This is a genomic window from Massilia sp. W12 (genome assembly GCF_037300705.1).
In the GTDB taxonomy this organism is placed as follows: Bacteria; Pseudomonadota; Gammaproteobacteria; order Burkholderiales; family Burkholderiaceae_D; genus JACPVY01.
Genome location: NZ_CP147776.1, coordinates 2,380,933 through 2,404,850 on the forward strand (window position 1 = coordinate 2,380,933; position 23,918 = coordinate 2,404,850).

Annotated in this window: 19 protein-coding genes; 12 read left to right on the forward strand and 7 right to left on the reverse strand. The window is 57.2% G+C overall.

Features of this window, described 5'->3' with window-relative positions:
- Positions 1-63: 63 nt before the first annotated feature.
- Positions 64-2,256 (reverse strand): TonB-dependent siderophore receptor, encoded by a 2,193-nt coding sequence (locus V8J88_RS09645; protein WP_338849207.1) that lies wholly within the window; start codon positions 2,254-2,256, stop codon positions 64-66.
- 88 nt (positions 2,257-2,344) lie between these two features.
- On the opposite strand from V8J88_RS09645, the gene V8J88_RS09650 reads away from it, so the two are divergent.
- The 3 genes from V8J88_RS09650 to V8J88_RS09660 are packed head-to-tail and all read left to right on the forward strand — an operon-like array spanning position 2,345 to position 5,930.
- Positions 2,345-3,055, forward strand: coding sequence for an ABC transporter ATP-binding protein (locus V8J88_RS09650; protein WP_338849208.1), 711 nt, complete (start codon positions 2,345-2,347; stop codon positions 3,053-3,055).
- Positions 3,052-4,473 carry a DUF3526 domain-containing protein gene (locus tag V8J88_RS09655; RefSeq protein ID WP_338849209.1) on the forward strand — a complete coding sequence of 474 codons (1,422 nt, stop codon included), beginning with the start codon at positions 3,052-3,054 and terminating at the stop codon, positions 4,471-4,473. Before V8J88_RS09650 ends, V8J88_RS09655 begins: the two co-directional genes overlap by 4 nt.
- Positions 4,470-5,930 (forward strand): DUF3526 domain-containing protein, encoded by a 1,461-nt coding sequence (locus tag V8J88_RS09660; protein ID WP_338849210.1) that lies wholly within the window; start codon positions 4,470-4,472, stop codon positions 5,928-5,930. Before V8J88_RS09655 ends, V8J88_RS09660 begins: the two co-directional genes overlap by 4 nt.
- A 206-nt stretch (positions 5,931-6,136) precedes the next feature.
- Here V8J88_RS09660 and V8J88_RS09665 read toward each other — a convergent pair whose 3' ends face one another.
- The 3 genes from V8J88_RS09665 to V8J88_RS09675 all read right to left on the reverse strand — a co-directional run bounded on the left by V8J88_RS09665 (position 6,137) and on the right by V8J88_RS09675 (position 8,167).
- Positions 6,137-6,418: a hypothetical protein gene (locus V8J88_RS09665; RefSeq protein ID WP_338849211.1), complete on the reverse strand. Its 282-nt coding sequence runs from the start codon at positions 6,416-6,418 to the stop codon at positions 6,137-6,139.
- Between the two features lie 9 nt (positions 6,419-6,427).
- Positions 6,428-6,829 (reverse strand): type II toxin-antitoxin system YafO family toxin, encoded by a 402-nt coding sequence (locus tag V8J88_RS09670; protein ID WP_338849212.1) that lies wholly within the window; start codon positions 6,827-6,829, stop codon positions 6,428-6,430.
- A 157-nt stretch (positions 6,830-6,986) separates the two neighbouring features.
- Positions 6,987-8,167 (reverse strand): IS3 family transposase gene (locus V8J88_RS09675; RefSeq protein ID WP_338846235.1). Its coding sequence is split into 2 segments (ribosomal slippage): positions 6,987-7,915 and positions 7,915-8,167, totalling 1,182 coding nucleotides; the frame shifts between segments, so codons are not numbered across the junction.
- A gap of 478 nt (positions 8,168-8,645) precedes the next feature.
- Here V8J88_RS09675 and V8J88_RS09680 point away from each other — a divergent pair.
- Both V8J88_RS09680 and V8J88_RS09685 read left to right on the forward strand, forming a co-directional pair.
- Positions 8,646-8,858 carry a type II toxin-antitoxin system ParD family antitoxin gene (locus V8J88_RS09680; RefSeq protein WP_338849213.1) on the forward strand — a complete coding sequence of 71 codons (213 nt, stop codon included), beginning with the start codon at positions 8,646-8,648 and terminating at the stop codon, positions 8,856-8,858.
- Between the two features lie 104 nt (positions 8,859-8,962).
- Positions 8,963-9,169 carry a hypothetical protein gene (locus V8J88_RS09685; RefSeq protein ID WP_338849215.1) on the forward strand — a complete coding sequence of 69 codons (207 nt, stop codon included), beginning with the start codon at positions 8,963-8,965 and terminating at the stop codon, positions 9,167-9,169.
- A 209-nt stretch (positions 9,170-9,378) separates the two neighbouring features.
- Here V8J88_RS09685 and V8J88_RS09690 read toward each other — a convergent pair whose 3' ends face one another.
- On the reverse strand, positions 9,379-9,768 hold the full coding sequence (locus V8J88_RS09690) for a transcriptional repressor (protein ID WP_338849864.1): 390 nt from the start codon (positions 9,766-9,768) through the stop codon (positions 9,379-9,381).
- 203 nt (positions 9,769-9,971) lie between these two features.
- On the opposite strand from V8J88_RS09690, the gene V8J88_RS09695 reads away from it, so the two are divergent.
- From V8J88_RS09695 to V8J88_RS09715, 5 genes are all read left to right on the forward strand, one after another.
- Positions 9,972-10,850 (forward strand): hypothetical protein, encoded by an 879-nt coding sequence (locus tag V8J88_RS09695; protein WP_338849216.1) that lies wholly within the window; start codon positions 9,972-9,974, stop codon positions 10,848-10,850.
- Between the two features lie 2 nt (positions 10,851-10,852).
- A complete protein-coding gene (locus V8J88_RS09700; RefSeq protein WP_338849217.1) occupies positions 10,853-11,872 on the forward strand; it encodes a pyridoxal-phosphate dependent enzyme in 1,020 nt (339 codons plus the stop codon).
- Positions 11,873-11,877: 5 nt separating this feature from the next.
- On the forward strand, positions 11,878-13,962 hold the full coding sequence (locus V8J88_RS09705) for an ATP-grasp domain-containing protein (RefSeq protein ID WP_338849219.1): 2,085 nt from the start codon (positions 11,878-11,880) through the stop codon (positions 13,960-13,962).
- The gene (locus V8J88_RS09710; RefSeq protein ID WP_338849221.1) at positions 13,959-15,158 is read left to right on the forward strand and encodes an MFS transporter; all 1,200 of its coding nucleotides are present in this window, start codon (positions 13,959-13,961) and stop codon (positions 15,156-15,158) included. The genes V8J88_RS09705 and V8J88_RS09710 overlap by 4 nt, the downstream gene beginning before the upstream one ends.
- Positions 15,159-15,273: 115 nt before the next feature.
- Positions 15,274-20,316 (forward strand): AAA family ATPase, encoded by a 5,043-nt coding sequence (locus V8J88_RS09715; protein WP_338849223.1) that lies wholly within the window; start codon positions 15,274-15,276, stop codon positions 20,314-20,316.
- A gap of 66 nt (positions 20,317-20,382) precedes the next feature.
- Here V8J88_RS09715 and V8J88_RS09720 read toward each other — a convergent pair whose 3' ends face one another.
- Positions 20,383-20,862 (reverse strand): hypothetical protein, encoded by a 480-nt coding sequence (locus tag V8J88_RS09720; protein ID WP_338849224.1) that lies wholly within the window; start codon positions 20,860-20,862, stop codon positions 20,383-20,385.
- A gap of 154 nt (positions 20,863-21,016) precedes the next feature.
- Positions 21,017-21,877: a M15 family metallopeptidase gene (locus tag V8J88_RS09725; protein ID WP_338849225.1), complete on the reverse strand. Its 861-nt coding sequence runs from the start codon at positions 21,875-21,877 to the stop codon at positions 21,017-21,019.
- A gap of 480 nt (positions 21,878-22,357) precedes the next feature.
- On the opposite strand from V8J88_RS09725, the gene V8J88_RS09730 reads away from it, so the two are divergent.
- Both V8J88_RS09730 and V8J88_RS09735 read left to right on the forward strand, forming a co-directional pair.
- Positions 22,358-22,804 (forward strand): DUF456 family protein, encoded by a 447-nt coding sequence (locus V8J88_RS09730; protein ID WP_338849227.1) that lies wholly within the window; start codon positions 22,358-22,360, stop codon positions 22,802-22,804.
- A 19-nt stretch (positions 22,805-22,823) separates the two neighbouring features.
- Complete coding sequence (locus V8J88_RS09735) at positions 22,824-23,912, forward strand: DUF3616 domain-containing protein (protein WP_338849229.1); 1,089 nt, start codon at positions 22,824-22,826, stop codon at positions 23,910-23,912.
- Positions 23,913-23,918 lie beyond the last annotated feature (6 nt).

Here is a 23,918-nt window from a genome sequence, read left to right on the forward strand (position 1 = left end):
TGGCGTGGGGGCTTGTGCCTCATTCATGAAATGCCAAGCCAAGCCGGCCCTGCATATTGCCCCTCAAAACCTGTGGTGATAACGCAGTTCCGCGCTGCGCGGCGCGCCCAGTATGACCTGGCTGTTCGGATTCGCCCCGCTCCAACTGGCATATTGCTTATCGCCCAGATTCCGCACACGCAAACTCACTTCGCCAGCAGCCAGGCGCCAGGTGGCGTAAGCATCTGCCGTGGTATAGCCATGCATTTTGATGGTGTTGGCATTATTCGTGAAACGCTCACCGGTGTAATTGAACGCCATGCCAACTTTGAGCGGCATGCCCTCGACCATGTAATCAAGCCACAGATTCGCGCTTTTTCTGGCGACGTTTGGCGGCAGATTGCCCGCGCGCGAGACGCCGCCGGCTTCCAGCAGGCTGTCAAACTGCGCATCAAGCACGGCCAGATTGCCGCTGATGCTCAGCTGCTTGCCCGGGCGCCAGGCGGCGGCCAGTTCCAGCCCGCGTGAAGACTGCTGGCCGCTGTTGACGGTGAGTCTGGGCGCACTCGCATCGCGCGACAAAATATTATCCAGCCTGATGTGATACAAGGCCAGCGTGTAATCGAGCGCGCCGCCGGCCAAGGTATGCTTGATGCCGATTTCGCTTTGTGTCCCTTTTGATAAGGTGAATGCAGCGTTGGCGGCGCTTAACAACAGCAGATTGCCCGAGCCGACCGGGGCCGAGGCATTGGTGCGCTGCGCATAGAGCGACAAATTTTTGTCATACGCATACACCACGCCTGCACGCAGCGAGCGCGGCTTGTAAGTTTGCCCGTATGCGCTGCTGACGCCGGTATTCAGGTCAATTGTGCTGCGTTCAAGTTTGATGTGGTCCTGACGGATGCCGCCGACGATGCGCCACTGTTCATTCAGCCATAACGCATCCTCGGCATACACCGCGCCAAGCGGAATACGGGTGCTGAAGTTGGTGCGATTGCCCGCGCCCGCATACAAAGCGGGGTCCATGCTCAACACTGCGTAATTGCCATACTGGGGATGCAGGCTGTCCAGCGTCAGCGCAGCATTCGCCTCCGCGCTGCCATTGGAAAAGCGGCGCTCAGTGGCAAAGCGGCTGGTATTGTATTCCGCGCCGAGCACAAAGCGGTGCTTCATGCCCGCCAGCTTGCCGCTATAGGCCAGATCCAGCTGATTGCTGAACACCTGATGATCGTGGCTCACGCCCACCAGATCGCGCACGATCTGGCGCGGCGCGCTGAAGGTATAGCTTTCGGCATTGCGCCAGCGCCGGTCTGCGGTGTAATACGAGAGTTCATTGCGCAAGCGCCATTCGGGCGTCATTTGCCAGCTCAGTTTGGCGCGCAGCCAGGTGCTGTCAGCCTGCATGATCGCATCATCGACGTTGTAGTTTTTGTGCGCCAGACTGCGCTCAATCACACGCCCGGCGGCGTCGCTGACCGCGCTGCCTGGGTCCGTGGCGAAGGCGCGCGGAACCAGCGGCGTGCCCTGGTAAGACTTGACATCATCGGCTAATACTTCAAGGCGCAAGTCCAGCGTCAGATCGGGCGTCAGCGCCGTGCTGCTGGACAGATGCAAACTGTCATAGCGCTGGCGGTTGCGTTCGATATAGCCCGCGCTTTGCTGGTGGCTGTAATCAAGACGCACGGCGCTGTGCTCACCCAGCGGGCGGTTGAGGCCGGCGGCAAAGCGCCAGGTGTTGAAACTGCCATAAGAGAGCAGCAGTTCAGCGGAGGGCCGCGCGCGCTCGGGGCGTTTGCTGACAAAATTCATCACGCCGCCAATCGCGCCATCGCCGGACATCAGCGAAGCCGGCCCCTTCAAGACTTCAATCCGCTCAAATTGCCAGGAATCCTGCGTGCGTGCGCTCATGGTGGGGGCGGAAATGCGGCTGCCGTCGTACAGATAACTCACAAAACCCGATGTAAAACCGCGTGCAGAAGTTTGTGAAGGGGAGGCGGCATTCCCGCCTTGCACAATGCCCACCGCGCCGCGCAGCGCTTCATCCAGGCTGCGCGCCCCGCGCGCTTCGATCAAATCGCGATTGATTACCTCAACCGAAGCCGGCGTTTCCTGCAAACGCAGATCAAGCCGGCTGGCCAAAGCTGCGCTTTCGTCAGCAGCAGTGCGCGGCAGCGTGTTTTTAATCACAACCAGTTGTGGAGTGGCTGCTTCATTCGCCAGCCCAATGACGGGACAGAACAGGCAGAGCAGGGCAGAGGACAGGGATGTCAATTTCATGAGGCTTCTTTCTTGATAATGGCGTATCATTATCATTATAGCCTGAAAACTTCCGCACTTTCTTCTTCAAATATATTGACTGGATGCCATGAACCCCACTTTGCATATGGATAAGGTTTGCCGTCGCTTCGGCAAACGCAGCACACTGGATGGATTGACGCTGACGCTGCAGGCGGGCGAGGTGTATGCCTTGCTGGCGCCGAATGGCGCGGGCAAAACCACCACGCTGAATCTGATTCTGGGCTTTTTGCAGCCCGATAGCGGCAGTATTCAAGTGTGTGGCGAGATGGTGGGCAAACACGGCCTGCATACGCGCCGCTCGATTGCCTATCTGCCGGAACAGGTGGCGATTTACCCGGAACTCAGCGGCCTGGAAAACCTGCGCTACTTTGCGCTGCTGGCGTCGCTCGACCTGGATCACGCCAGCTTGCGCCGCCTGCTGTTGCAAGCCGGGTTGCACGCAGATGCGCACGACAAGCCGGCGCGCAGTTATTCAAAAGGCATGCGCCAGAAAGTGGGCATCGCCATCGCCATGGCGCGCGAGGCCAAATTGCTGCTCTTGGATGAGCCGACATCGGGCCTCGATCCGCTCGCCGCATCGGATCTGTCGGCCATTCTGCGCGCCGCCGCCGCACGCGGCGTGACGATTTTGATGGCGACCCATGATCTGTACCGCATCAAGGAATGCGCCACCCGGGTGGGGGTGCTGCAGGCGGGGCGCATCGAACGTGAAATTGATCCCCGCATCAGCGATTACGCCGCCTTGGAGCAGGTGTACATGACGGAGCTGGCGCGATGAGCGCGCCACTGCATGCGAGGCGGAATTTGCCGCTGAAATTACTGCGCGCCGAAGCGCAACGCCTGTGGCGCGAACCGCGCCTGCGCTGGCTTGCCTTGCTGGCCCCCTTGCTTTTGCTGACTGTCTTTTTGTCTTCCTGGCAGGCGGCCACAGGCATGGCCGCTGAGCGCCAGCAGTTTGCGGCGGCGGAGCGCGCGCGCTGGCTTGCGCAAGGGCAAAAAGATCCGCACAGCGCGGCGCATTTCGGCGTGTGGGCGGTGAAGCCCGCCTCACCCTTGCAGGTGCTGGCGCCAGGGGTTGAGCCGTTTGTCGGCCTTGCTGTCTGGCTCGAAGCGCACAAGCGTAATGAAATGATTTTCCGCCCGAATCAGGAAGCCGACCCCATCATGCGCAGTGCGACATCGGTGGCGCAGATATTTGAAGTGCTGGGGCCGTTGTTCGCTATTTTGCTGGGCTTTGCCGGTTTTGCCCAAGACCGTCAGCGCGGCACATTGCGCATGGCGCTGGGCAATGGCGGCACGCCGGGACAGCTCTTGCTGTCGCGCTTTGGCGTGATGGCAGGCGCTTTGCTGGTCATGGCGCTGGCCCCGGTGGCGGCGCTGGGCTGGTTTGCGCTCAACACCCTGCCGGACGCGGGCTGGCAAGGCGCGGGCCGGCTGGCCATCTGGTGTGTGCTGAATTTTCTGTATTTGCTGATTTTTTTGCTGATCGCCCTCATTGTGTCCCTCAAAGCGCCGAGTGCGCGGGCCGCGCTGAGTATGATGCTGGCGGGCTGGCTGCTGCTGTGCGTGATCGCGCCGCGCGCCGCAGTGAATACGGCGCAGATGCTGGCCCCTGTGCCCGCGTATCAGGCAGTGCGCAGCCAGACCGAGCGCGAAGCGCCGGCTTACGAAAACGCCGGGCAATGGAATGCGCGGCGCGCCGCGCTGCTCAAGGCCAAAATCAATCCGGCGGATTTGCGCGCGGCGCAGTTAGACCAGTCTGAGCGTGATTCACATGTGGTTTTCGACCGAACCCTGGGGCGTTTTTATGATGCGGTGGAGCAGCAGGAGCGCGCTTTTGGCTGGCTCGGTGTGTTTTCGCCCACCGTGGCCTTGCAGGCCTGTAGCGCGGCGATTGCCGGCACAGATTTTCATCAACACCGCCATTTCATCGACGCCGCCGAAAGCTATCGGCGCGCCATGGTCAACCGTCTGAATCGGGAATTGATGCAAGACAAGGCGCAGCATCAACAGGCGCGCGCCGCCAGTGCGGCGGCCAGCATGCAATTTTGGCAATCCATCCCGGCGTTTGACTACCGCGCGCCCGCGCTTGGCGGCGTGCTGGCCCATGCCGCCGCGCCGATACTGCTCTTGCCGGGCTGGTGCGCATTGGCGGCGCTGCTGGCTTGGCGCGCCGTGCAAGGAGTGCGGCCATGATGCGCACATTATTCCGCATGGAACTGGCGATATTGGCCAAAGCCCGTTTTACGCAGGCGCTCGGGGCCTTGCTGTTTGCCGCGCTGTGCTGGGGCGCCATCCATGGCGAGCGCCATGCCGGGCAACAGCGCGCCACCGTGCAGCGGCTGCAATTGCATGAGGCAAATACCCTGGCGCAGCAGCAGGCCGATGTGCTGCGTTACAGCGTGCCGGCGGCAACCGTCTTGCCCTACTGGCAAGACCCGTCTGATGTCGCGGGTTTTATGCGCTATGGCTTCACTGCCTATGCCGTCAAGCCGCCGGCGCCGCTGGCCGGGATTGCCATCGGCCAATCGCGATTGCTGCCTTTTTATATCAAGACTGAACTCGACTTCATTGCGCCGCCCGCCAGCGCCTTTGATTTTGTCAATCCGCTGCTGCTCAGCCTGGGCGATTTCGATCTGGCCTTTGTGCTGGTATTCGTGCTGCCGCTGGCCTTGATCGCGCTGGGCGCTTCGCGCCTGTCGGCAGAGCGCGATTCCGGCGCCCTGATGCTGCTGGCCACGCAACTGCCGGCTTACCATCATCTTGTGATGCTCAAATTCGCTGCCCTGGTCGCACTCTGTCTGCCATTCACGCTGGCGGCAAGCCTGTTGGCTTTGTTGCTGGCGGGTACGCCGGTGTGGGCCGGGCAGTCGCTTGGCTTGTTATTGCAATCCGGCCTGGCTGTAAGCGGATTTATCCTGTTCTGGCTGGCGCTGACAGTGTGGGTGGCGAGCCGCACCGGGGTAGTGGGCAGTTATCTGCGTTTGATTTCGATCTGGATTACGTTCAGCTTCTTTGTGCCTGCCCTGGGTGCGCTGCTGATCAAGCAGGCTTATCCGGCCCCCTCATCTTTGCAATATCTGGATGCCTTGCGGCGCGCCCATAACATCAGCACAGAACAGCGCGATCAGCTCTTTCTTGCCTATCTGGCGGAGAATCCGGCGTATGCCGGCGCAGCTGAGCGCATCAGTAAAGTGCCGTATGCCACCAAAGTGATTGCGGTGCAATATGCAGTCGAGCGCCAGCTTGCCGAGCAAGTGGCCAGCCGGCAGGCGCAGCACGCACAAGCCAGCGCGCACGCCGCTGCCCTGAGCTGGCTTTCGCCGGCGATGGTGTTGGATACCTTATTGCAGCAGGCGGCCGGAAGCGGGGCGCAAAGACATCAACAGTTTTTGCAGCAAAGCACGGCCTACACCGACACGCTGCGCGACTTCTTTTGGCCGCGCGCCCTGCTGGAAGCGGCCAAGCCAAGCAATGCCTGTCCCGGCTGCGCGGCGCGGCGGAATTTTACTGAGCATGACAAGATTCCGCGTTTTCAAGCGCAGCCGATCGACCCGGCAGGGCAGGGCATGGCCGCAGGCGCTTTGTATTTGTGGCTGCTGGCCTGCGCCATGATGCTCTTGCTGTGGCAGGGGAAAAGCTTGCGCCTATAGCAGGAGATGAACGGCGCAACGGACGGACGCTTGCGTGCCTGCAAAGCAGTGTTTGTCCATTGCGCCATCAAAGCGAAGATCGCAACCGGCATGCAATAGACCACATCCCGGTAGGAGCGGCTTTAGCCGCGAATGGCGTTTGCGGCATGGCACGAACCATTCATTTAGACAGTCTTCCCCGCGGAGCATTGCGCAGTCTGCGGGAGTTACTCAACTTCCACCCAGTCCTCAGCATCTGGCGGCGTGGGATGCGGTGGAAGGGTTTCGTGGGCGGCGGTGTGCCATTGCGGCCATGCCAAATTCAGGCTATCAACCAAATCCATGATCGGGTAGTGAGCGATGATGTGGCGGGGGCCGGTGGTGTGCCATTCCGATCCGGTCCAGTAAGCGAGCGCATAGTATCCGCTGCTTTCGCCAAGTGCAACCGCGACCAAGTAACTGCCCTCAAGCGTAGGGTTGCTGTCGCGCCAGTCAATTTTCAAAGTCATTACTCACTCCTAGTACCGGTCACGGAATTTTCGCGCAATTTCGGCCATTGCACGGATGTATTGCTCTGTGCCACCGTAGTGCCGATGCGCATCCTTCAAAAAACTGATCAATAAGTAGTAACCTGGATTTAAGTAGCCGCGTGTGTAGATCAGGGCGGTATCGCTGGTTTTATCTTCAAGGCGAATATATCTCAAATCCCAGTTTTTGGACGAAGCGTCTCGGATATGGATATGGCGGAGATCGGTGTCGCGGATCGATTCCGGCCGGAAATAGGGGCGGTCGTCTCCGAATGTTTCGTGGCGAATGCCATGACGTTTGTATGCAATGAATCGTGCAGTGATGTCTTTGAGCAATTCGGGATCGCACGTATCTCGGAATCGTTGGTGGCTAAATACTTTGACTTCCATCATTCCCCCAACTCAACAAACTCAATTACGCGGGGAAATCGGTTGGGGTCTGATAGCTCTTGGCGCATTTTTTCGGCGCAATCCAACACCAAGTCAGCCGTTGATGGGACTACCGCAGTATTGACGTTCCCTCGATATTTCGTCTGCCATCAGATGAATTTTATGCAGCCAGCTTTTCCTGATTTTGCTCACGCTGCCAGCGGTCAAGATACTGAAACGGCGATTGATAGCCCAGAGTTGAATGCTGACGGGTTCGATTATAAAAGACTTCAATATATTCAAAGCTGGCAGCCTTCATTTCAGCATGGCTGGCATAACGCACGCCATGGTATCGCTCATTCTTGAAACTGTTAAACCAGCTCTCGGTCGGTGCGTTGTCCCAGCAGTTTCCTTTGCGACTCATCGAGCACGTCATGCCGTATTCCTTGAGTTTGTCCTGAAAGGCTTGGCTGGCGTATTGGCTGCCGCGATCAGAATGATGCATAACGCCCGCGTCCGGTCGACGGCGAAACCACGCCATCGTCAAAGCGTCAGTCACAATGTCGCTGGTCATGCGCGGCTTGAGCGACCAGCCGATCACCTCCCGATTGAACAGATCCAGCACAATCGCCAGATACAGCCAGCCTTCGTCAGTCCACAAATAGGTGATGTCCGACGTCCAGACCTGGTTAGGGGCTGCCGGAGTGAAATTGCGAGCCAACAGGTTGGCAGCAACCGGCAAACTATGCCTGGAATCCGTGGTGACCTTGTAGCGCCGCTTATGGCGGGCACGGATACCATTGTTTCGCATGAGACGTTCGACGCGTTCTTTGCCAGCGCTGAAGCCTCGTTTGCGCAGTTCTCGCACGATGCGCGGGCTGCCGTAAGCCCCTTTGAGTTCGGCATGAATGGCGCGTATCACTGCAAGCATTTGTGCATCCTTCAAGCGCTTACGCTCAGGCGTGCCGCCACGCTTCCACGCCCGATAGCCGCTGATGCTGACGTCGAGAACGGCGCACATTTCTGTCAGCGCATAGCTCTTGATTTGTCCATCCATCCAGGCGTACTTCACAGGACATCCTTCGCGAAGTACGCCGCTGCTTTTTTTATGATTTCATTCTCCCGCTTCAACCGGACGTTTTCTGCGCGCAGTCTGGAAAGTTCCATCGCTTCCGGCGTCACCACTTTGCCGCCAGCGCCTTTGAGTTTTCCTTCTGCTGCCGCCTTGATCCAATTTCGCAGCGTCTGGTCGCCCAGCCCCAGCTCCCTAACCACGACCGCCACCGATTCACCATCTTGGACGCGTTTGACCGCCAGTTCTTTGAACTCGGTCGTGTATGCTTGTTTCGGTATTTTTTTCATTTCCTGTCTTTCTCAAGTAACGTTATTTTACGTCACCTGTGGCAGACTAAATTTCAGGGGAAGCTCATATTGGGATTTTGGTGGTCTCGTTGTGAATCGGGATTGCCAGTAAGGACTTTCATGGTGGGTTTTTTAAGATTTTTGAAGAAATGAAATTTTGTTAGAGATAAGACTCGATGTCAAATGGTGAATATTAAAATCCCTCAATAATCAAAAAAATTGCAAAAAAGTAAGAATAATGCATCCTGATAAGGATGATGAAAACGACCAAATGACCAGATATGAGCAAGATGAGTCACGCGCTGCGGCAGATGCACTTACCATGCTTGAAGTACAGCGCAAAGGGGGATGATGTTGGCCGTGCAGTAGCACCAAGAAGCGCGCCAGGATGTGCGCCGGCGTCTTGTGGACTTGGCGAAAGCCCCTTGCAGAACAGCCGGAACTCGTTTGACAGCGGCGGCTTGCGCAATGGCAAGCTATGTCATTATTTGCCATTATTTGTCATTTGTGGCGGCGTGGCGAAAAGGAGGTCATCATGCAAAGTATGAATATTTCCCTGCCGGAGGGATTGAAGCAGTTTGTCGATGGGCAAATTGCGCAAGGGCGCTACAGTACGGCCAGCGAGTATGTTCGGGATGTGATTCGCAACGATGAAAAGAAGCGTAAAGCGGAGGAGCAACTCGAAGCATGATTGATGGCCGGTATCAATAGCCCGCTCAAAGATGTTAGTGAAGACGGTTGGGACGCGCTGCGGCAAGAGGCGCTTGTCATGCTTGAAGTGCGGCGCAAAGGGAGATGATGCTTGCCGTGCGGCAGCACCAAGAAGCGCGCCGTGATCTGATCCGGCACTTTGTGGACTTGGCGGAAAACGCCGGGATTGCAGTGGCGGAACGCTTTCTTGCCGGAGCACGGGCAAGTTTCCAAGTCTTGGCGCAGCGTGCGTCAATCGGAGTGCTGCTTGCACTCAATAATGCGGCCTTGGCAGGCATGCGGAAGTGGTAGGTCAAAGGGTTCGACAGATATCTGATTTTTTACCTTGTTTAGGGCGACTCGGTTCAGATTGTGCGGGTGTTGCATTCTTCGTCGGACTGGTGGGGCATATTCGGCGTGTCACACGAATAAACACGGTAAATGCCGGGTAAAGACAAGCAAACAGGACGTTGCACATGCCGGCATTGGCGGCGTGATGCAACCCACGGCGGCGCCCCATTTTAAGACTCTTCCGCCTTCACGCAATCCGCACAAATTCCATACAAAGTCAGCTCGTGACGCTCGGTGATGAAACCTGCCGGGGCCAGCTTGTCCATCGATCCGGGGCAACCTTCGACATCAAACACCCGGTCGCACTGAGTACAGTGAAAGTGGTGGTGGTGGTGATGCGCCACATGGCTCATTTCATAGCGCGGGTTTTCACCCGGCAGCTTGACCGCCTCAATCGCGCCCTCTTCAAGCAGGGTTTTGAGATTGCGGTAAATCGTTGCGATACCAACCTCGGGCACGCTCTCGCGCACCGCATCCAGTATTTCTTGCGGCGTAAGCGGGCGTCCCGCCTCTTCAATCACTGAGCGAATCGATGTCCTCTGGCGTGTGATGCGTAGCATGCTGGGAAGTTTGAATAAAAACTGCAGCATAGCATAGTCCAGCAATGGCGCAGATGGTGTTGCCTTGCATATGATAATGAATTATCATTATTGAAAAATCAGACTTCTCGCACACAAATCCTTCTCGAAAGCCATTTCCTGTGTCTTCCATTACGCTTACAGACAGTAGAAACACACATCGGCATCACAATCCATTTCTGAGGATGGCAGGCGGCAGTTGCGCCAGCATCAGCAGCGGCATTTGCCACGGCACCCTGGGTGAGTTGATACAGGGGCCGTATGTGCAGGACGGGGTGCTGCAAATCAGCCTGATTTCGCTACCGGTGAAAAAGTACAGTTGCATGCACTTCACGCATGGCGCAGCGGCGCATGGGGACAATGCCCTGGCCACCAAGCTGAAATGCCAGCAAGCGATCCATCTTTATCTGGCGCGCTACGGCAAACGCTTGCCGCAGGGAAGCTGGAGCCATGACTCGGAACTGCTGGAAGGCAAGGGCATGGCCAGTTCGACCGCTGACATCGTGGCCACCATCCGCTGCCTGGATGCGATTTTCGGTCTTGAATCATCGGCAGAGACGATGTCAGCCATTCTGCTTTCGATTGAGCGCTCCGACAGTGTGTTTCTGGACACTTACGCGCTCTACCTGAGCGGGCGTCAGCAAGTCATCCGCCGCTTTGACAACCGCGCCAGCTTCCACGCCTGCTATATCGACGAGGGCGAGCGCGTCGATACTGAACAACTCGGGCCGCATCTGCTGATGCGTTATCAGGAACAATTGACGCCCTATATCGACAATCTGCAGCAGGCAATCGCAGCCTTTGAGCGTCACGACCTGAGCGCTATCGCGGCCTGCGCCACCGCCAGCGCAGTCTTGGGACAAAGCGCCGTGCCCAAGCAAAACCTTGGCGTACTGCTGAAAAACCAGGCGCGCTACCGGGCCGACGGCATCTTCGTGGCGCATACCGGCAGCCTGGCGGGTTATCTGTTCATCGATAAACCGGGGCCGCTGCAAATGGGCGCACTCTCTTCCTTCTTCCGTGGCCTGGGCTACCAGTGCCGTTTTGTCCAGACAGGATTCTGACCATGTTTGAACATATTGCTGACGCCATCAAGGCGCCTGATTTCGTGCGCCTGCGCGAGAATCTGTATGTCGCCCGCTTCGAGACCATGAAAGTCTATTCCACCCTGGTGGCGGTTGAACGTTTGCTGCAAGCCGGCGTGGTCAAACGCGGCGACACCTTAATCGACAGCTCCAGCGGCATCTATGCCTATGCGCTGGCGCTGGCCTGTCACAAATTCGGTATGCGCTGCCATATCATCGCCTCCAAAACGGTTGATGTGACCCTGAAGCTGCAATTGCAATTGTTGGGCGCGGAGGTCGAGCAAGTCGCGCCATCGGCTACCCTCAAAATGGATCAAAGCTTGCGCGTGGCGCGCATTCAGGCGATTCGCGCAGCCAATCCAAAAGTGCACTGGATGCAGCAATACCACGACGATATCCACTATGCCGGCTATGCACCGATTGCCGATCAAATTGAAGCCTTGCTTGGGGTTGAGCGCCTGAGCATTGTTGGCGGCGTTGGCTCGGGTTGCTCAACCGGCGGCATCGCCCGCGCACTGCGCCACAGCAATAACGAGGTCGAATTGATCGGGGTGCAACCTTTCGGCAGTGTGACGTTTGGTTGTGCTCATATCGAAGACCCGGGCATCATCATCGCCGGCATCGGCACCGGCATTCCGTTTCGCAATGTGCAACATGCCCTCTACGACCAGATCCACTGGATCGGTTTTAACTATGGCCTGGCCGGCGCCATCGCGCTGTTGCGCAGACACGCGATTTTCGCCGGCCTGTCCAGCGGTTGCTGTTATCTGGTCGCCGCCCGCGAAGCAGCGCTGCGACCGGAGCGCACAGTGCTGTTCATCGCGCCGGATACCGGGCATCGCTATGTGAGTGAAGTCTTTTCCCGCCATGCCGAGGCGCTCGATATGGACACGCTCGAACCCACCCTGGTCGAGTCGCCGCAAGCGCTGGCCTTACCCTGGTCGGTCATGGCGTGGAATCGCCGCGCCGCCGTCGAATCATCCTTAACTGAAAGCGAATAAACAACATGGCACATTTATTAATGATTGAAAGCTGGGTCGGCGGCACGGGCCGCATTCTGCCCGCCGCCATTCTCGAAGCCGGTCACAGCTATACCTTCGTGATGCGCAATCGCAAGCATTATGTGGAAAACCCCGATGCGCCAATGCACCCGGCGCTGGCGCATGCTTCGCATATTCTGACCGCCGAAACCAACGACATCCCGGCCTTGATCGCATTTTTGCGTGAGCAGCATCGCCTGCTCAAATTTGATGGTGTGATCACGATTTGTGACTACTATATTGACGCCGTGGCCCAGGTGGCGCGCGCCTTGGGATTGCCGCAAGCATTTTGCGACAGCGTGCCGCTGATACGGCGCAAACATCTGGTGCGCAAAGCGCTGGAAAAGGCCGGCCTGCCCAACCCGCTGTTTCGCGCCGTCACCTCATGGGAAGCGGCGTGCGACGCCGCCAGCGTGATCGGCTATCCACTGATCCTCAAACCGTCGGATCTGGCTTCCAGCGCCTTTGTGCGTCTGGTCAATAATGAAGCGGAATTGCGCGACGCCTTCCATGCGCTGGAACAATTCCCCAGCAACTTCCGCCAGCAAGCCCGCGAAGCGCTGTGGTTGCTGGAAGAATACATGACGGGCGAGGAAGTCAGCGTGGAAGCCTGTTCCTACAAGGGACAAACCACCATTCTCGGCATCACCGACAAGAGCCTGACCGGCTTTCCCTATTTTGTTGAAGATGGCCATATGTTCCCGGCGCGCATTGACAGCAGCCTGGCTGCAGCGGTGTGCGACCTGGTGCGTTCGGCCTTGGCCGCAGTCGGTTTGGATCACGGCATCAGCCATACCGAAGTCAAACTCACGCCCAAGGGGCCGCGCATCGTCGAAATCAACCCGCGCCCGGCTGGCAACTATATTGCCGAACTGATCGAGAGGGTCAGCGGGATTACCTTCCTCACCGCCCAAATCGAACTGGCGCTGGGCCGCCAGCCAGACTTGAGGCCCAAAGATACCGGGATCAAGAGCGCCGCCATCAAATTCCTGACGCCGCCGCGCGCAGGCAAAGTCACTGCCATGCAGGGGTTGGAGCGCGCGGCGAATGCGCCCCATATCGCGCGCGCGCTGCTGCCCTCAGCAGTGGGCAAAGAATTGAGCGCGCCGATTGATAATGCCTGTTATCTGGGACATGTGGTGGCAGTTGATCCGGATGGCCAGGATGCGCGCCAATACGCGGAGCAGGCGCTGCAAGAGGTGCAGATCAGTTTTGCCGAGCAGCCCGAAAACAGCGCGCCAGGCAGCGCCCCCTTGAACGTGGCGGCGCTGATTGCAGCAGTGCAGGGCGGTCAATACGGCCCCTTGCCTGAGACCATGCATGTGGTGGGCGCATCCTGGATTGCGCAAAGCACACGTTTTCCCGGAACCAGCCAAACCTATCGCAATTATTATTTGCTGCTGCGCGTGGGCGCGGCCTTTGGCGCCTGCTGCATCGAGCGCGATGCGCTGGATTACGCCATCGCGCCAACGCTGGCCGGCAGCAGCGTGGCCGAGCTGCTCAACGATGCCCGCCTGCCGGTGCGCATCGCCGCCCTCGACTCCTACCTGAATGCGGTGCTGCCGGCGCGCGACGCAGCGCAAGCGCGCCCCATGTTGCTGCCGGCTGGCGCGCCGCCAGTGCGCGCCGTGGCGCGCGATCAGGCAATCGCCACCCTGGTGGCGATTGTGCCGGGCCAGCGCGTGGGCTTGATCGGCGTTGTCAATCCACTGGTGGATGCGATTACGCAACAGGGCGGCATCTGTCTGCCCTGCGATTTCAATATGGAACGCACCCAAAGCGGGCTGGCCGTCAGCCGCGATATGCAGCCGATTTTGGAGAGCGCCGATATGATCATCGCCACCGGCATGACCTTATCGAATGGCTCCTTTGATCAGATTTTGCAGGCCGCGCGCCGCCGTGCGATTCCACTGATTATCTACGCGCAAACCGGCAGCGGCATCATCCCGCGCTTTCTGGGCGATGGGGTGGCGGCAGTCTGCGCCGAACCATTCCCATTCTCGCAATTCAGCGCCGATCCGACTGCGGTTTATCTGTATCGCGCAGCATGAGGCAGATTTCGGAACAAGAGCGCACACGCGGTCTGCATGCGCTGCTGCTGTATACCTTTCTGATGGTGACAGGCTTCGCCATGCTGATGCCGCTGGTGAGCGTGCATTTTGTCAGCAATATCGGGATGGCGGCGGCGGCGGTCGGCGGCGCCCTGGCGCTGCGACAGATGACGCAACAGGGCCTGGCGCTGCTTGGCGGCATGCTGGCCGACCGCTTCGGCCTGCGCCTGATGATTTGCCTGGGCGTGCTGTTGCGCGCGCTCGGTTTTGCCAGTCTGGCGTTTGCCAACAACGTCGCCTTGCTGTTCGTGGCGATGGTGATTTCCGCCCTGGGCGGCGCCTTGTTTGAGGCGCCATACCAGGCGGCGATGGCGTCTTTGACCACGGAATCCACGCGCGCGCGCTACTACGCGCTGAGCAACTGGGTCAGCGGCATCGCCAGCACCGTCGGGCCGCTGCTCGGGGTGGCGCTGTTGCATGTAAATTTTCAGATGGTCTGCCTGGTGGCCGCCGCCTGTTTTGCGCTCAACTGCGGTATTGCGCTATGGCTCTTGCCGCCACTCAAAACCCCGCCAGCGGCGGCGCCGACGGCCAGCCACCGGCTTGGCCTGGTGCTGCGCGACCGCCCGTTTTTGCTGCTGACGGGCTTGATGATGGGCTATTGGTTCGTCGCGGTGCAGCTCAATATCAGTTTCCCGCTGCTGGCCGAGCGCCTCGGCAAGAGCCAGAATAGTGTCGGCTTCATGTTTGCGCTGAGCGCAGCGCTCACGGTGTTGCTGCAATTTCACCTGCTCAAGCTGGTCGAGCGCTGGCTCTCAACGCAACAGATTCTGGTGCTGGGCATGAGCATCATTGCCCTCAGCACCGGGGCGATTGCCTTAGCGCATACCTTTCCCGCCTTTTTGCTATGCGTGGCGGCGTTTTCAATCGGCGCCATCCTGGTGCGGCCAAGCATGCAAAGCCTGATCGCCAGCATGGCCAATCCGCAGGCCATGGGCACTTTTCTTGGCTTCAGCTCACTCAGTCTGGCGCTGGGCGGGGCGCTTGGCAATGTGACGGGCGGCTGGTTGATGGATGCCAGCACACAAACGCTGCCGCAATTGCCCTGGATGGTGTTTTGCGGGGTGGGCTTGTTGAGTGCGCTGGGTTTGCTGTGGCTCAAGCCGCAAGCGGAGGCGGTGAAGGGCGGTGCGTAAGCCGGCGCCCCGGGGCGACGGGGCGCTGAATTTGGCATTGGCGCCAAGCAGCGTTGGGGGGGCATTGATGGGACTGATGATAAAATGATGTTACCTGTTCCAGAAATTACCCCCTATGAGCAAGCCCAAAAAATTGCCTCTTGGCGTACAAACCTTCAAAAAAATCATCGAAGGCGGCTACTACTACGTCGATAAAACTGATTTGGCCTGCCAGTTGATTGAAGATGGCGGCTACTATTTTCTGTCGCGGCCACGCCGCTTCGGCAAAAGCTTGTTTTTGGATACGCTGAAATCGATTTTTGCCGGGGAAAAAGACTTGTTTGCCGGGTTGGCCGCCGAGCATAGGGTGAACTGGGCGCCGCCAAGGCCCATCATCCACCTCAACTTTGCCATGGCGCCGGAAAACAGTCTGAGCGCATGGCAAAACGTGTGCATGCAGCAATTGCAGGATGTCGAAAGACAATACGGCTTTCAAGGCAGCCAAGCCCACCCGGCCCAGCGTTTGGCGGAATTGATCGCCGGTTTGCATCGCACCAGCGGACAAAAGGTGGTGGTGCTGGTCGATGAATATGACAAGCCGATTCTGGACAGTCTGGAAGACCCTGATCTGGCGCGCAAAATGCAAAATTTTTTGGCGGGCTTATACTCTCCGCTGAAATCGGAAGATGCACACCTGCATTTTGTATTTTTGACTGGTGTTTCCAAATTTTCCAAAGTCAATTTGTTTTCAGGCTTAAATCATTTAACAGATATCAGCCTCAAACCGCGCTATGCCACCGTGTGCGGTTACACTGAAACCGATTTACACACGGTATTCGCCGATCGTCTGGGTGATTTGCCGATGGCGAAAATCAAGCAATGGTACAACGGTTATAACTGGCTGGGCACGCCTGTATACAATCCATGGTCACTATTAAATCTGTTTGATAATCAGCAGTTTAAGGCTTATTGGATAGAAACCGGCATGTCCACTTTTTTGGTGCAATTGCTGAAAAAGAAAAATTTCTTCCTTCCCGGCTTAAGCGGGTGGTATACCGATATGGATTTATCGGGAAAATTTAATATTGATAATATTTCACCGATTGCGCTATTATTCCAAACCGGATATTTAACCATCAAAGAAGTGGAAGAACGCGATTTTGAATATCGTTACACTATCGATTTTCCCAATTTGGAAGTAAAAAAACACTTTAGCGCCGATTTATTTGTCAGCCTCACTGGTCAGAATGAACAGGGTACACAGGCGCTTACCCGCCTGGGGGCTGCGCTTGCCGCCGGGCGCTGGAAGGAAGTCTGCAATTCCATCCATGCACAATTTGCCGCCATTCCCTACAACTACCACGCCAACAATAATATGGCGCATTATGAAGGGTGGTATGCGAGCGTGTTTTTTTCAATGCTCTCAGCGTTGGATTTTACCTTGATTGCAGAAGATGTCACCAATCATGGGCGAATTGATTTGACCTTATTTCTGCCCGATACGATATGCTTGTTTGAATTTAAGGTACAACGCAAAGGAAAGGCAGATTCTGCGCTGGCGCAGATTATCACGCAAAAATATGCAGAGAAATACAGCAATGACCAGCGATCTCTGGTGGCGATAGGTATTACATTTTCTGAAGAGTCGCGCAATATTATTGGATTTGATGTGAAAATTGGCGCAGAAACGGCGCAGGATTTAATGATGCAAGATGAAGCCGCTAACGACGAAGAAGAAAGCGCAGCAAAGACAGCTTATGCATTAGCCCTGCAGCGCATTGAACAATGCAGGATTAAGCAGGGCACAGCGCTGAATTTAGGTGGAATGGGGTTGGCGCAATTACCGCCGGAAATCGGGCAACTGACGGCGTTGACGGATCTTTATCTTAACGAAAATCAACTCACCGCCTTACCGCCGGAAATCGGGCAACTGACAGCGCTGAGACTGCTTTACCTTCACGAAAATCAACTCACCGCCTTGCCGCCGGAAATCGGGCAACTAAGGGCGCTGACGGTGCTTCACCTTTCAGGAAATCAACTCACCGCCTTGCCGCCGGAAATCGGGCAACTGACGGCGCTGACGCGGCTTGACCTTGACCAAAATCAACTCACCGCCTTGCCGCCGGAAATCGGGCAACTGAGGGCGCTGACGGAGCTTGGCCTTCACGAAAATCAACTCACCGCCTTGCCACCGGAAATCGGGCAACTGAGGGCGCTGACGGAGCTTGCGCTTTGGAGTAATCAACTCACCGCCTTGCCGCCGGAAATCGGGCAACTGACGGCGCTGACGGCGCTTTACCTTAACGAAAATCAACTCACCGCCTTGCCGCCGGAAATCGGGGAACTGACGGCGCTGAAGGAACTTTACCTTTACGAAAATCAACTCACCGCCTTGCCGCCGGAAATCGGGGAACTGACGGCGCTGAAGGAACTTTACCTTCACGAAAATCAACTCACCGCCTTGCCGCCGGAAATCGGGCAACTGACGGCGCTGAAGGAACTTTACCTTTACGAAAATCAACTCACCGCCTTGCCGCCGGAAATCGGGCAACTGACGGCGCTGAAGGAACTTTACCTTTACGAAAATCAACTCACCGCCTTGCCGCCAGAAATCGGGCAACTGACGGCGCTGAAGGGGCTTTACCTTCAGGAAAATCAACTCACCGCCTTGCCGCCGGAAATCGGGCAACTGACGGCGCTGAAGGAACTTAACCTTCACAAAAATCAACTCACCGCCTTGCCGCCGGAAATCGGGCAACTGACGGCGCTGACGGAGCTTGCGCTTTGGAGTAATCAACTCACCGCCTTGCCGCCGGAAATCGGGCAACTGACGGCGCTGACGGAGCTTCGACTTGACCAAAATCAACTCACCGCCTTGCCGCCGGAAATCGGGCAACTGACGGCGCTGACGACGCTTACCCTTGGAAGAAATCAACTCACCGCCTTGCCGCCGGAAATCGGGCAACTGCTGCAATTGACCCACTTAATCATTACAGATAATCGCCTGACAGCACTCCCCGCCGGCATGCATGCGCTCACACAGTTAAAACAATTATGGCTGCACGACAATCCCGCCCTCGGCATCCCAGCCGCCATTTTGGGTGGTAATAATTGGAGTAAAAGAGACGAATGGGCAGACCCGAAAACCATCCTCGCCTACTATTTCTCCCGCAGCAAGGCCAGCGCCCGTCCGCTGAACGAAGTCAAACTCCTCATCGTGGGCCGGGGTGGGGCAGGCAAAACCAGCACCGTGCGCGCCCTGCAAGGTAAGCCGTTCAACAAAACCGAAGAAAGCACCACTGGCGTTGCGCTATGCGATTTGGCCTTGCCGGACTGCCAGTCCGGCGCCGTCACCGCCCATGTATGGGACTTTGCAGGGCAAGTCATCACACATTCGCTGCACCAATTTTTCCTGAGCGAGCGCAGCATCTATGTGCTGGTGCTGACTGGCCGCGAAAACAGTGAAGAAGACGATGCCGAATACTGGTTGCGCTTGATTATGGCCTTTGGCAAAGATGAGCAGGGCAATCCGCCGCCCGTCATCGTCACGCTGAACAAGTGGGATGACCAGGGCTGCCGCCCCAAATTAGACCGCGAAGTCTTGCAAGAGCGCTATCCCTGCATCGTCAGCTTCATCGAAACGGATTGCCAATCCAATTTGGGCATTGCTGAACTAAAGCAAAGGCTTACCCAGACAACGGACAGCCTGGCCTGGGTGAGTCAAGCCTTCCCCGACGCCTGGGCAGCCGTGCGTGACACCATTGTCAAAACCCGCGAACATAGCCCGCATCTGCCGTTTGCCGCCTTCCGCAGCCTGTGTGAAAGCAATCAAATCACGCAGTTGCAAGACCAAATCGCCTTGGCCGACATCCTGCATGTGCTTGGCATCGCGCTCAATTACCGGCGCGACCCGCGCTTGCGCGAAGCCACCGTACTGCAAGCCAATTGGTTGACGCAAAATGTGTACGCCATGTTGCGTTTTGCCGAAACCAATACCGGCATCCTCACTCGGCAAGAGCGTGACAGCGTGCTGGCCGCCGAAACCGAGCCGGCCATGCGCGACTATCTGATGCAAATCATGGAGCGTTTTGAAGTCGCTTACGCTGCCGAACATGCCGGACAAACCGTGTGGCTGCTGCCGCAAGCCTTGCCGGACAGCCAGCCCAAAGCCGCCGCCCCGCTCGCCAATAGCGAAGACGCCACCCGCCTGCGCTACAGCTATGAAGCGCTGCCCGAAGGTTTGCTGGCGCGGGCGATTGTGCGCATGCATGAGTTCATTGAAATTGCAGACGGCCAGCGCCTGCAATGGGCCAAGGGCGTGATTTTGAATATGGACGGCGCGCGCGCCTTGCTGCGCGCCAACCCGCGTGAACGCCAAATCAGCTTGACCGTCACCGGTGAAGAACCCGCGCGGCGCAAGCTGGCGGGCTTGTGCCGCAGCCATATGCGCGCCATCCATGACGATATTCGTGGCTTGGCGCCGATTGAAGAAACCCAAGTCGAAGGCCAGTGGCTGGATATCGCCATACTCGAAGCCGACGAAAAACAAGGCCGCCAAACTGCCATCGCCCTGCGTGGCATCGGCTCCCGCACCATCGATCCGGTCCCGCTCAACAATGCCTACAACACCCCAGCCGCCCGCAGTGACGCATGGAAACCCAAGGTGTTTATCAGTTATTCCAAAGCCAATGCGCGCCAGCGTGACAGCCTGGTCAACCAATTGAATATTTTGGCCAACGAAGGTTTGATGGCGGCGCACTGGCATGACCGCATGATTATCCCCGGTGAGGATTGGCACGCGCGCATTCAAGCCGAATTGCAAGAGGCGGATTTGATTGTGCTCTTACTGAGCAATGCTGCTTTGGCTACGGAATACATCGTTAAGCACGAAATCCCTCTTGCCCTCAGCCGCCACGACGCAAAGCTAGCGCACTTTGTGCCGGTGATTGTGGAAGATTGCCGCTGGACAGAGCATAAATCGGGGGCCGGTTCGCAACTCAAAGATTTAAATGCGCTGCCGGAAAAAGGCAAAGCCATCAATACCTGGCGGCCAAACCAGAATGCCGGGTGGAAGAGTGTGGGCGATGGTTTGGCGCGGGTGCTAAAAGAAATTTTGGCGCAGGCGGAAAAAAGCGGCAAATCGCATCAGCGGCGCGAGGCTGGCTTCAGGAATGATTGATGGCGCGCGTGATAAGAACTTATCTGGCGCGCCAAGCCCCCGCGTGTCAGTCCCCACATCCCGCCATCAATCCATCTGCTCAGCAAGACGCTTGGCCTTTGTTGCATAAAACTTTGCCGAACTGGCGTTGCCGGTTTTTTGCAAGCGTTCGCTATACGCTTGCGCGGCAGCGCTGGCCACATCGAAGGCTTTGATTAGTACATTGCGATCTTCATCGTCTTGCACGGCGCCATGCACAAATTTTCCTGCCTGAAATCCGCCCTCAATTTCCAGCACGCCAAAATGCAGGGCGCCCGCCACCACCTGGCCGTAGAAAATTTCCGGGCTGGCTTTGCCCTTGCTGTAGGCTTTCAACACGCCGGCGCCCTCAGCCTTGCCCGCTTTGCACGGGCCTTCCCATTGCAAAGTGCGGTCTTGCCACTGGGGGCGGCTTTGCAGCTGACAATCTTTGCGCCCCAGCGCCTGGCTTTCTTGCGCGACAGTGAAACCGCTCACGGCGAGCAAGGCCGCCAGCAGTAAGTGATGGTGCAATCGTAAAACATGCATAAGCTGTCCTTATTCTGATGAAGCCTTATCTATTCTGCCGCTGCGCCTTTGCGCTCATTTCCGCATGTATTGCGCGGGAAGGCAGTGCGCTGCAAACAGGCGCCGTTTGGGCTGCGCGCAAGCAGCGGACAGAATAGCCATTTGAAGCGATTGATTACTTGATATCCGGCAAAAATTTTTCCAGCAAGCTGCGGCTGACTTCAAAATGCATCGCGTCTTCTTTGCGAAACGCCACACCCCAATACCAGCCATGGGCATTGAAAATCGGCGCGATCAAGGTCAGACCATATTGCACCATGCCATCGCCATAGCCATCCAGCGCGCCATTGAGTTTCAAATCTATCGCCGTGCCCCAGGAGTGATTTGAGATTGCGGTGGTGGAGCCGCGCACATTGCGCGCGCACAGCATGCCGGCGCTGCCCAGTGCTTGATAGACTTCCGGCTGCTTGACGGCGATTTCCGCCATGATTGTGCGCAGACTGTCCACTGCAGGTTTCAGTCCCGTGACTTTAAACGGGCCAACCGAGGCGGTGGTAATGTATTTTTTCAGCTTTTCGTTGGTGACTGGCTGGCAAGCCTGGCTGAATGATTCGCGCGGCTTGCCGAGTTTTTCCAGCATGTATTGATTGCTGACCGCTTTCAAGCCCGGATTTAGCGGGCCGAGCGTATCGCGCCGCACTAAACGGATCAGCGATGTTCCTGCCGCTGCGGGAACCGCCTTTTTCACTTCCTGCGGCGTGACAACCTTGGGCGCCACTTTATTGCTGACGGCGGGTTTAAAACTGATGAGGTTTAAACGTTGCAGTGTCTTGCCGCCCGGCTCCACTAAACCATCCGGCTGACGCAAAAAACCGGCTTGAAAGGTGTGAATCGCACCAATTGTGCGCGGCCCGCACAAGCCATCCGCACGGCCAACCGGCATGCCATGTTGGGCTAATAAATGTTGAACTTTGACAACATCATCGACATTGTTTTTACCTAATTTGCCTACAGATCCAAGAATGCTGACCGACATGGGAAGTCCTTTCGCTTGGGGATTGATGGGGGGGAGGGGCGTGACAATGGTGAGGAATCGCGCACAAGTATATAGCAAGTATCTAAAAAACAAGATTTAAAGCTGAATTATTTTATTTTTATTCTTTATTACCATGAAATTCTACCTCAGATAAGACCCTGTCCCTGGCGCTTGTCGCAATACGCCAGCCCAGACTGCTATACGATCCCGGCCAAGCCGCACTCTTTGCAACAACTTCTGCGAAGGGGCGAACGGCGTCACCGCTGGTGTTGCGCTTATATTTTCTGCGCCCATTCACTGCGCCTCGATGAGGCATGACCTTTGCTGCCCTCACGCAGCTGCATACATCTCTCACTAAAGCTTCGGAAAAACCGAATTGAGATTTGGCCGGCTGTCGCCACCTTGGCCCATGGCGGATGGCCTTTAAACAGACGAAAGCGAATTGTGGATAGTTATCTTTTATGGGCGGCGAGCGCCGTCATGGTCGTATTGGGATTGGCGGGCACGGTGTTGCCGGTTTTGCCTGGAACCTTGCTGGTGTGGCTGGGCTTGCTGTTGGGCGCCTGGATTGATGATTTTAACCGCGTCAGCGTTGCCACCATGGTCTTCATCACCTTGCTGGCGGTGTTTGCTTTTGCGCTGGATTTTGTCGCCGGCCTGTTGGGCGCCAAAAAGGCGCAAGCGAGCAAACTGGCCTTGGCCGGTGCGGCGCTGGGCACGGTTGTCGGCCTGTTCATGGGCTTGATCGGGGTTTTGTTTATGCCGCTCGTCGGCGCGGCGATTGGTGAATATTGGTCGCAAAAAAACCAGGAACGCGCGGCCAAAGTGGCGCTCGCGACCTGGCTGGGTCTGATGGTGGGCATGATTGCCAAGATTGTGATCGCGTTCATTATGTTGGGCATCTTTTTAGTCGCCCTGTGGTTTTAATTTTTGAAGGAAAATCAGCATGCCAAATAAACGCTCTGCAAATGCAGTCAGATTAGAGTTCGCCCCTGATTGTCTGGTAAAAACAAACTTGTCGGGCGCGGCTTTCAGCGGCGATTGGCTGTGGGTGGCAGGAGATGAAGCCTGCGGCGTGGAACGCTTGCGCCAGCTCGACCCGCTGGGCAGTGAGTCATTGCGTTTTGGCGAGGTGCGCGAATTCGCGCTGGCCGATTTAATCGACTTGCCCGGCGCGGCTGAGGAAGAGGCGGATCTGGAAGGCATGGCGGTCGCCAATGGCTTTCTCTGGGTCGTTGGTTCACATGGCTTGAAACGGAAAAACGCCAAACCTGAGCGCAGCCACGCGGACAATGCCAAACGCCTGGCGAAACTGGCGCTGGATGGCAATCGGCGCTTGCTGGCGCGTATTCCGATTGAAGCGGATGCCGAGGGCGAGCCTTGCCTGGTGCGCAAGGCGCAAGATGGGCGGCGCGCTGAATGCCTCAAAGGCGATGCCGAACATAATCAATTAAGCCGCCTGTTAGCCGACGATCCGCACTTTGGCCCGTATATGGCGCTGCCCGGCAAAGACAACGGTTTTGATATTGAAGGCTTGGCGGTTGATGGCAATCGCCTGCTGCTCGGCTTGCGCGGGCCGGTTTTGCGCGGCTGGTCGGCGATTCTTGAAATCGCGCTCGAATCACGCGCGGATCAACTCCGCCTGGCTCCTTTGGATGAGAGCGGCGTCAAGCTGCGCAAACATTTTTTGCAGCTGGATGGCCTGGGCGTGCGCGATTTGCATTTTTATGGCGATGATCTGTATATTTTGGCCGGCCCCACCATGGTGCTCAACGGCGATATCCGTATCTTTAAATGGAAGGGCGCGCGCCCGATACTGGCGGACAACCGCGAAGCGGTGCGTTTTGAATTCAATCTGAGCGAATCGATTTCCCTGCCGCATGGACGCGGGGTGAATCGCGCCGAAGCGATTTGCGATTTGCCTTCCGGGCTGTCGCATGGCAAGCCAAGCTGGCTGGTGTTGTACGATGCGCCAGGGCCGGATCGCATGCTGGGCGAGCACACCGTTTTTGGCGATTTATTGCAGCATCGCTGAGCCGAT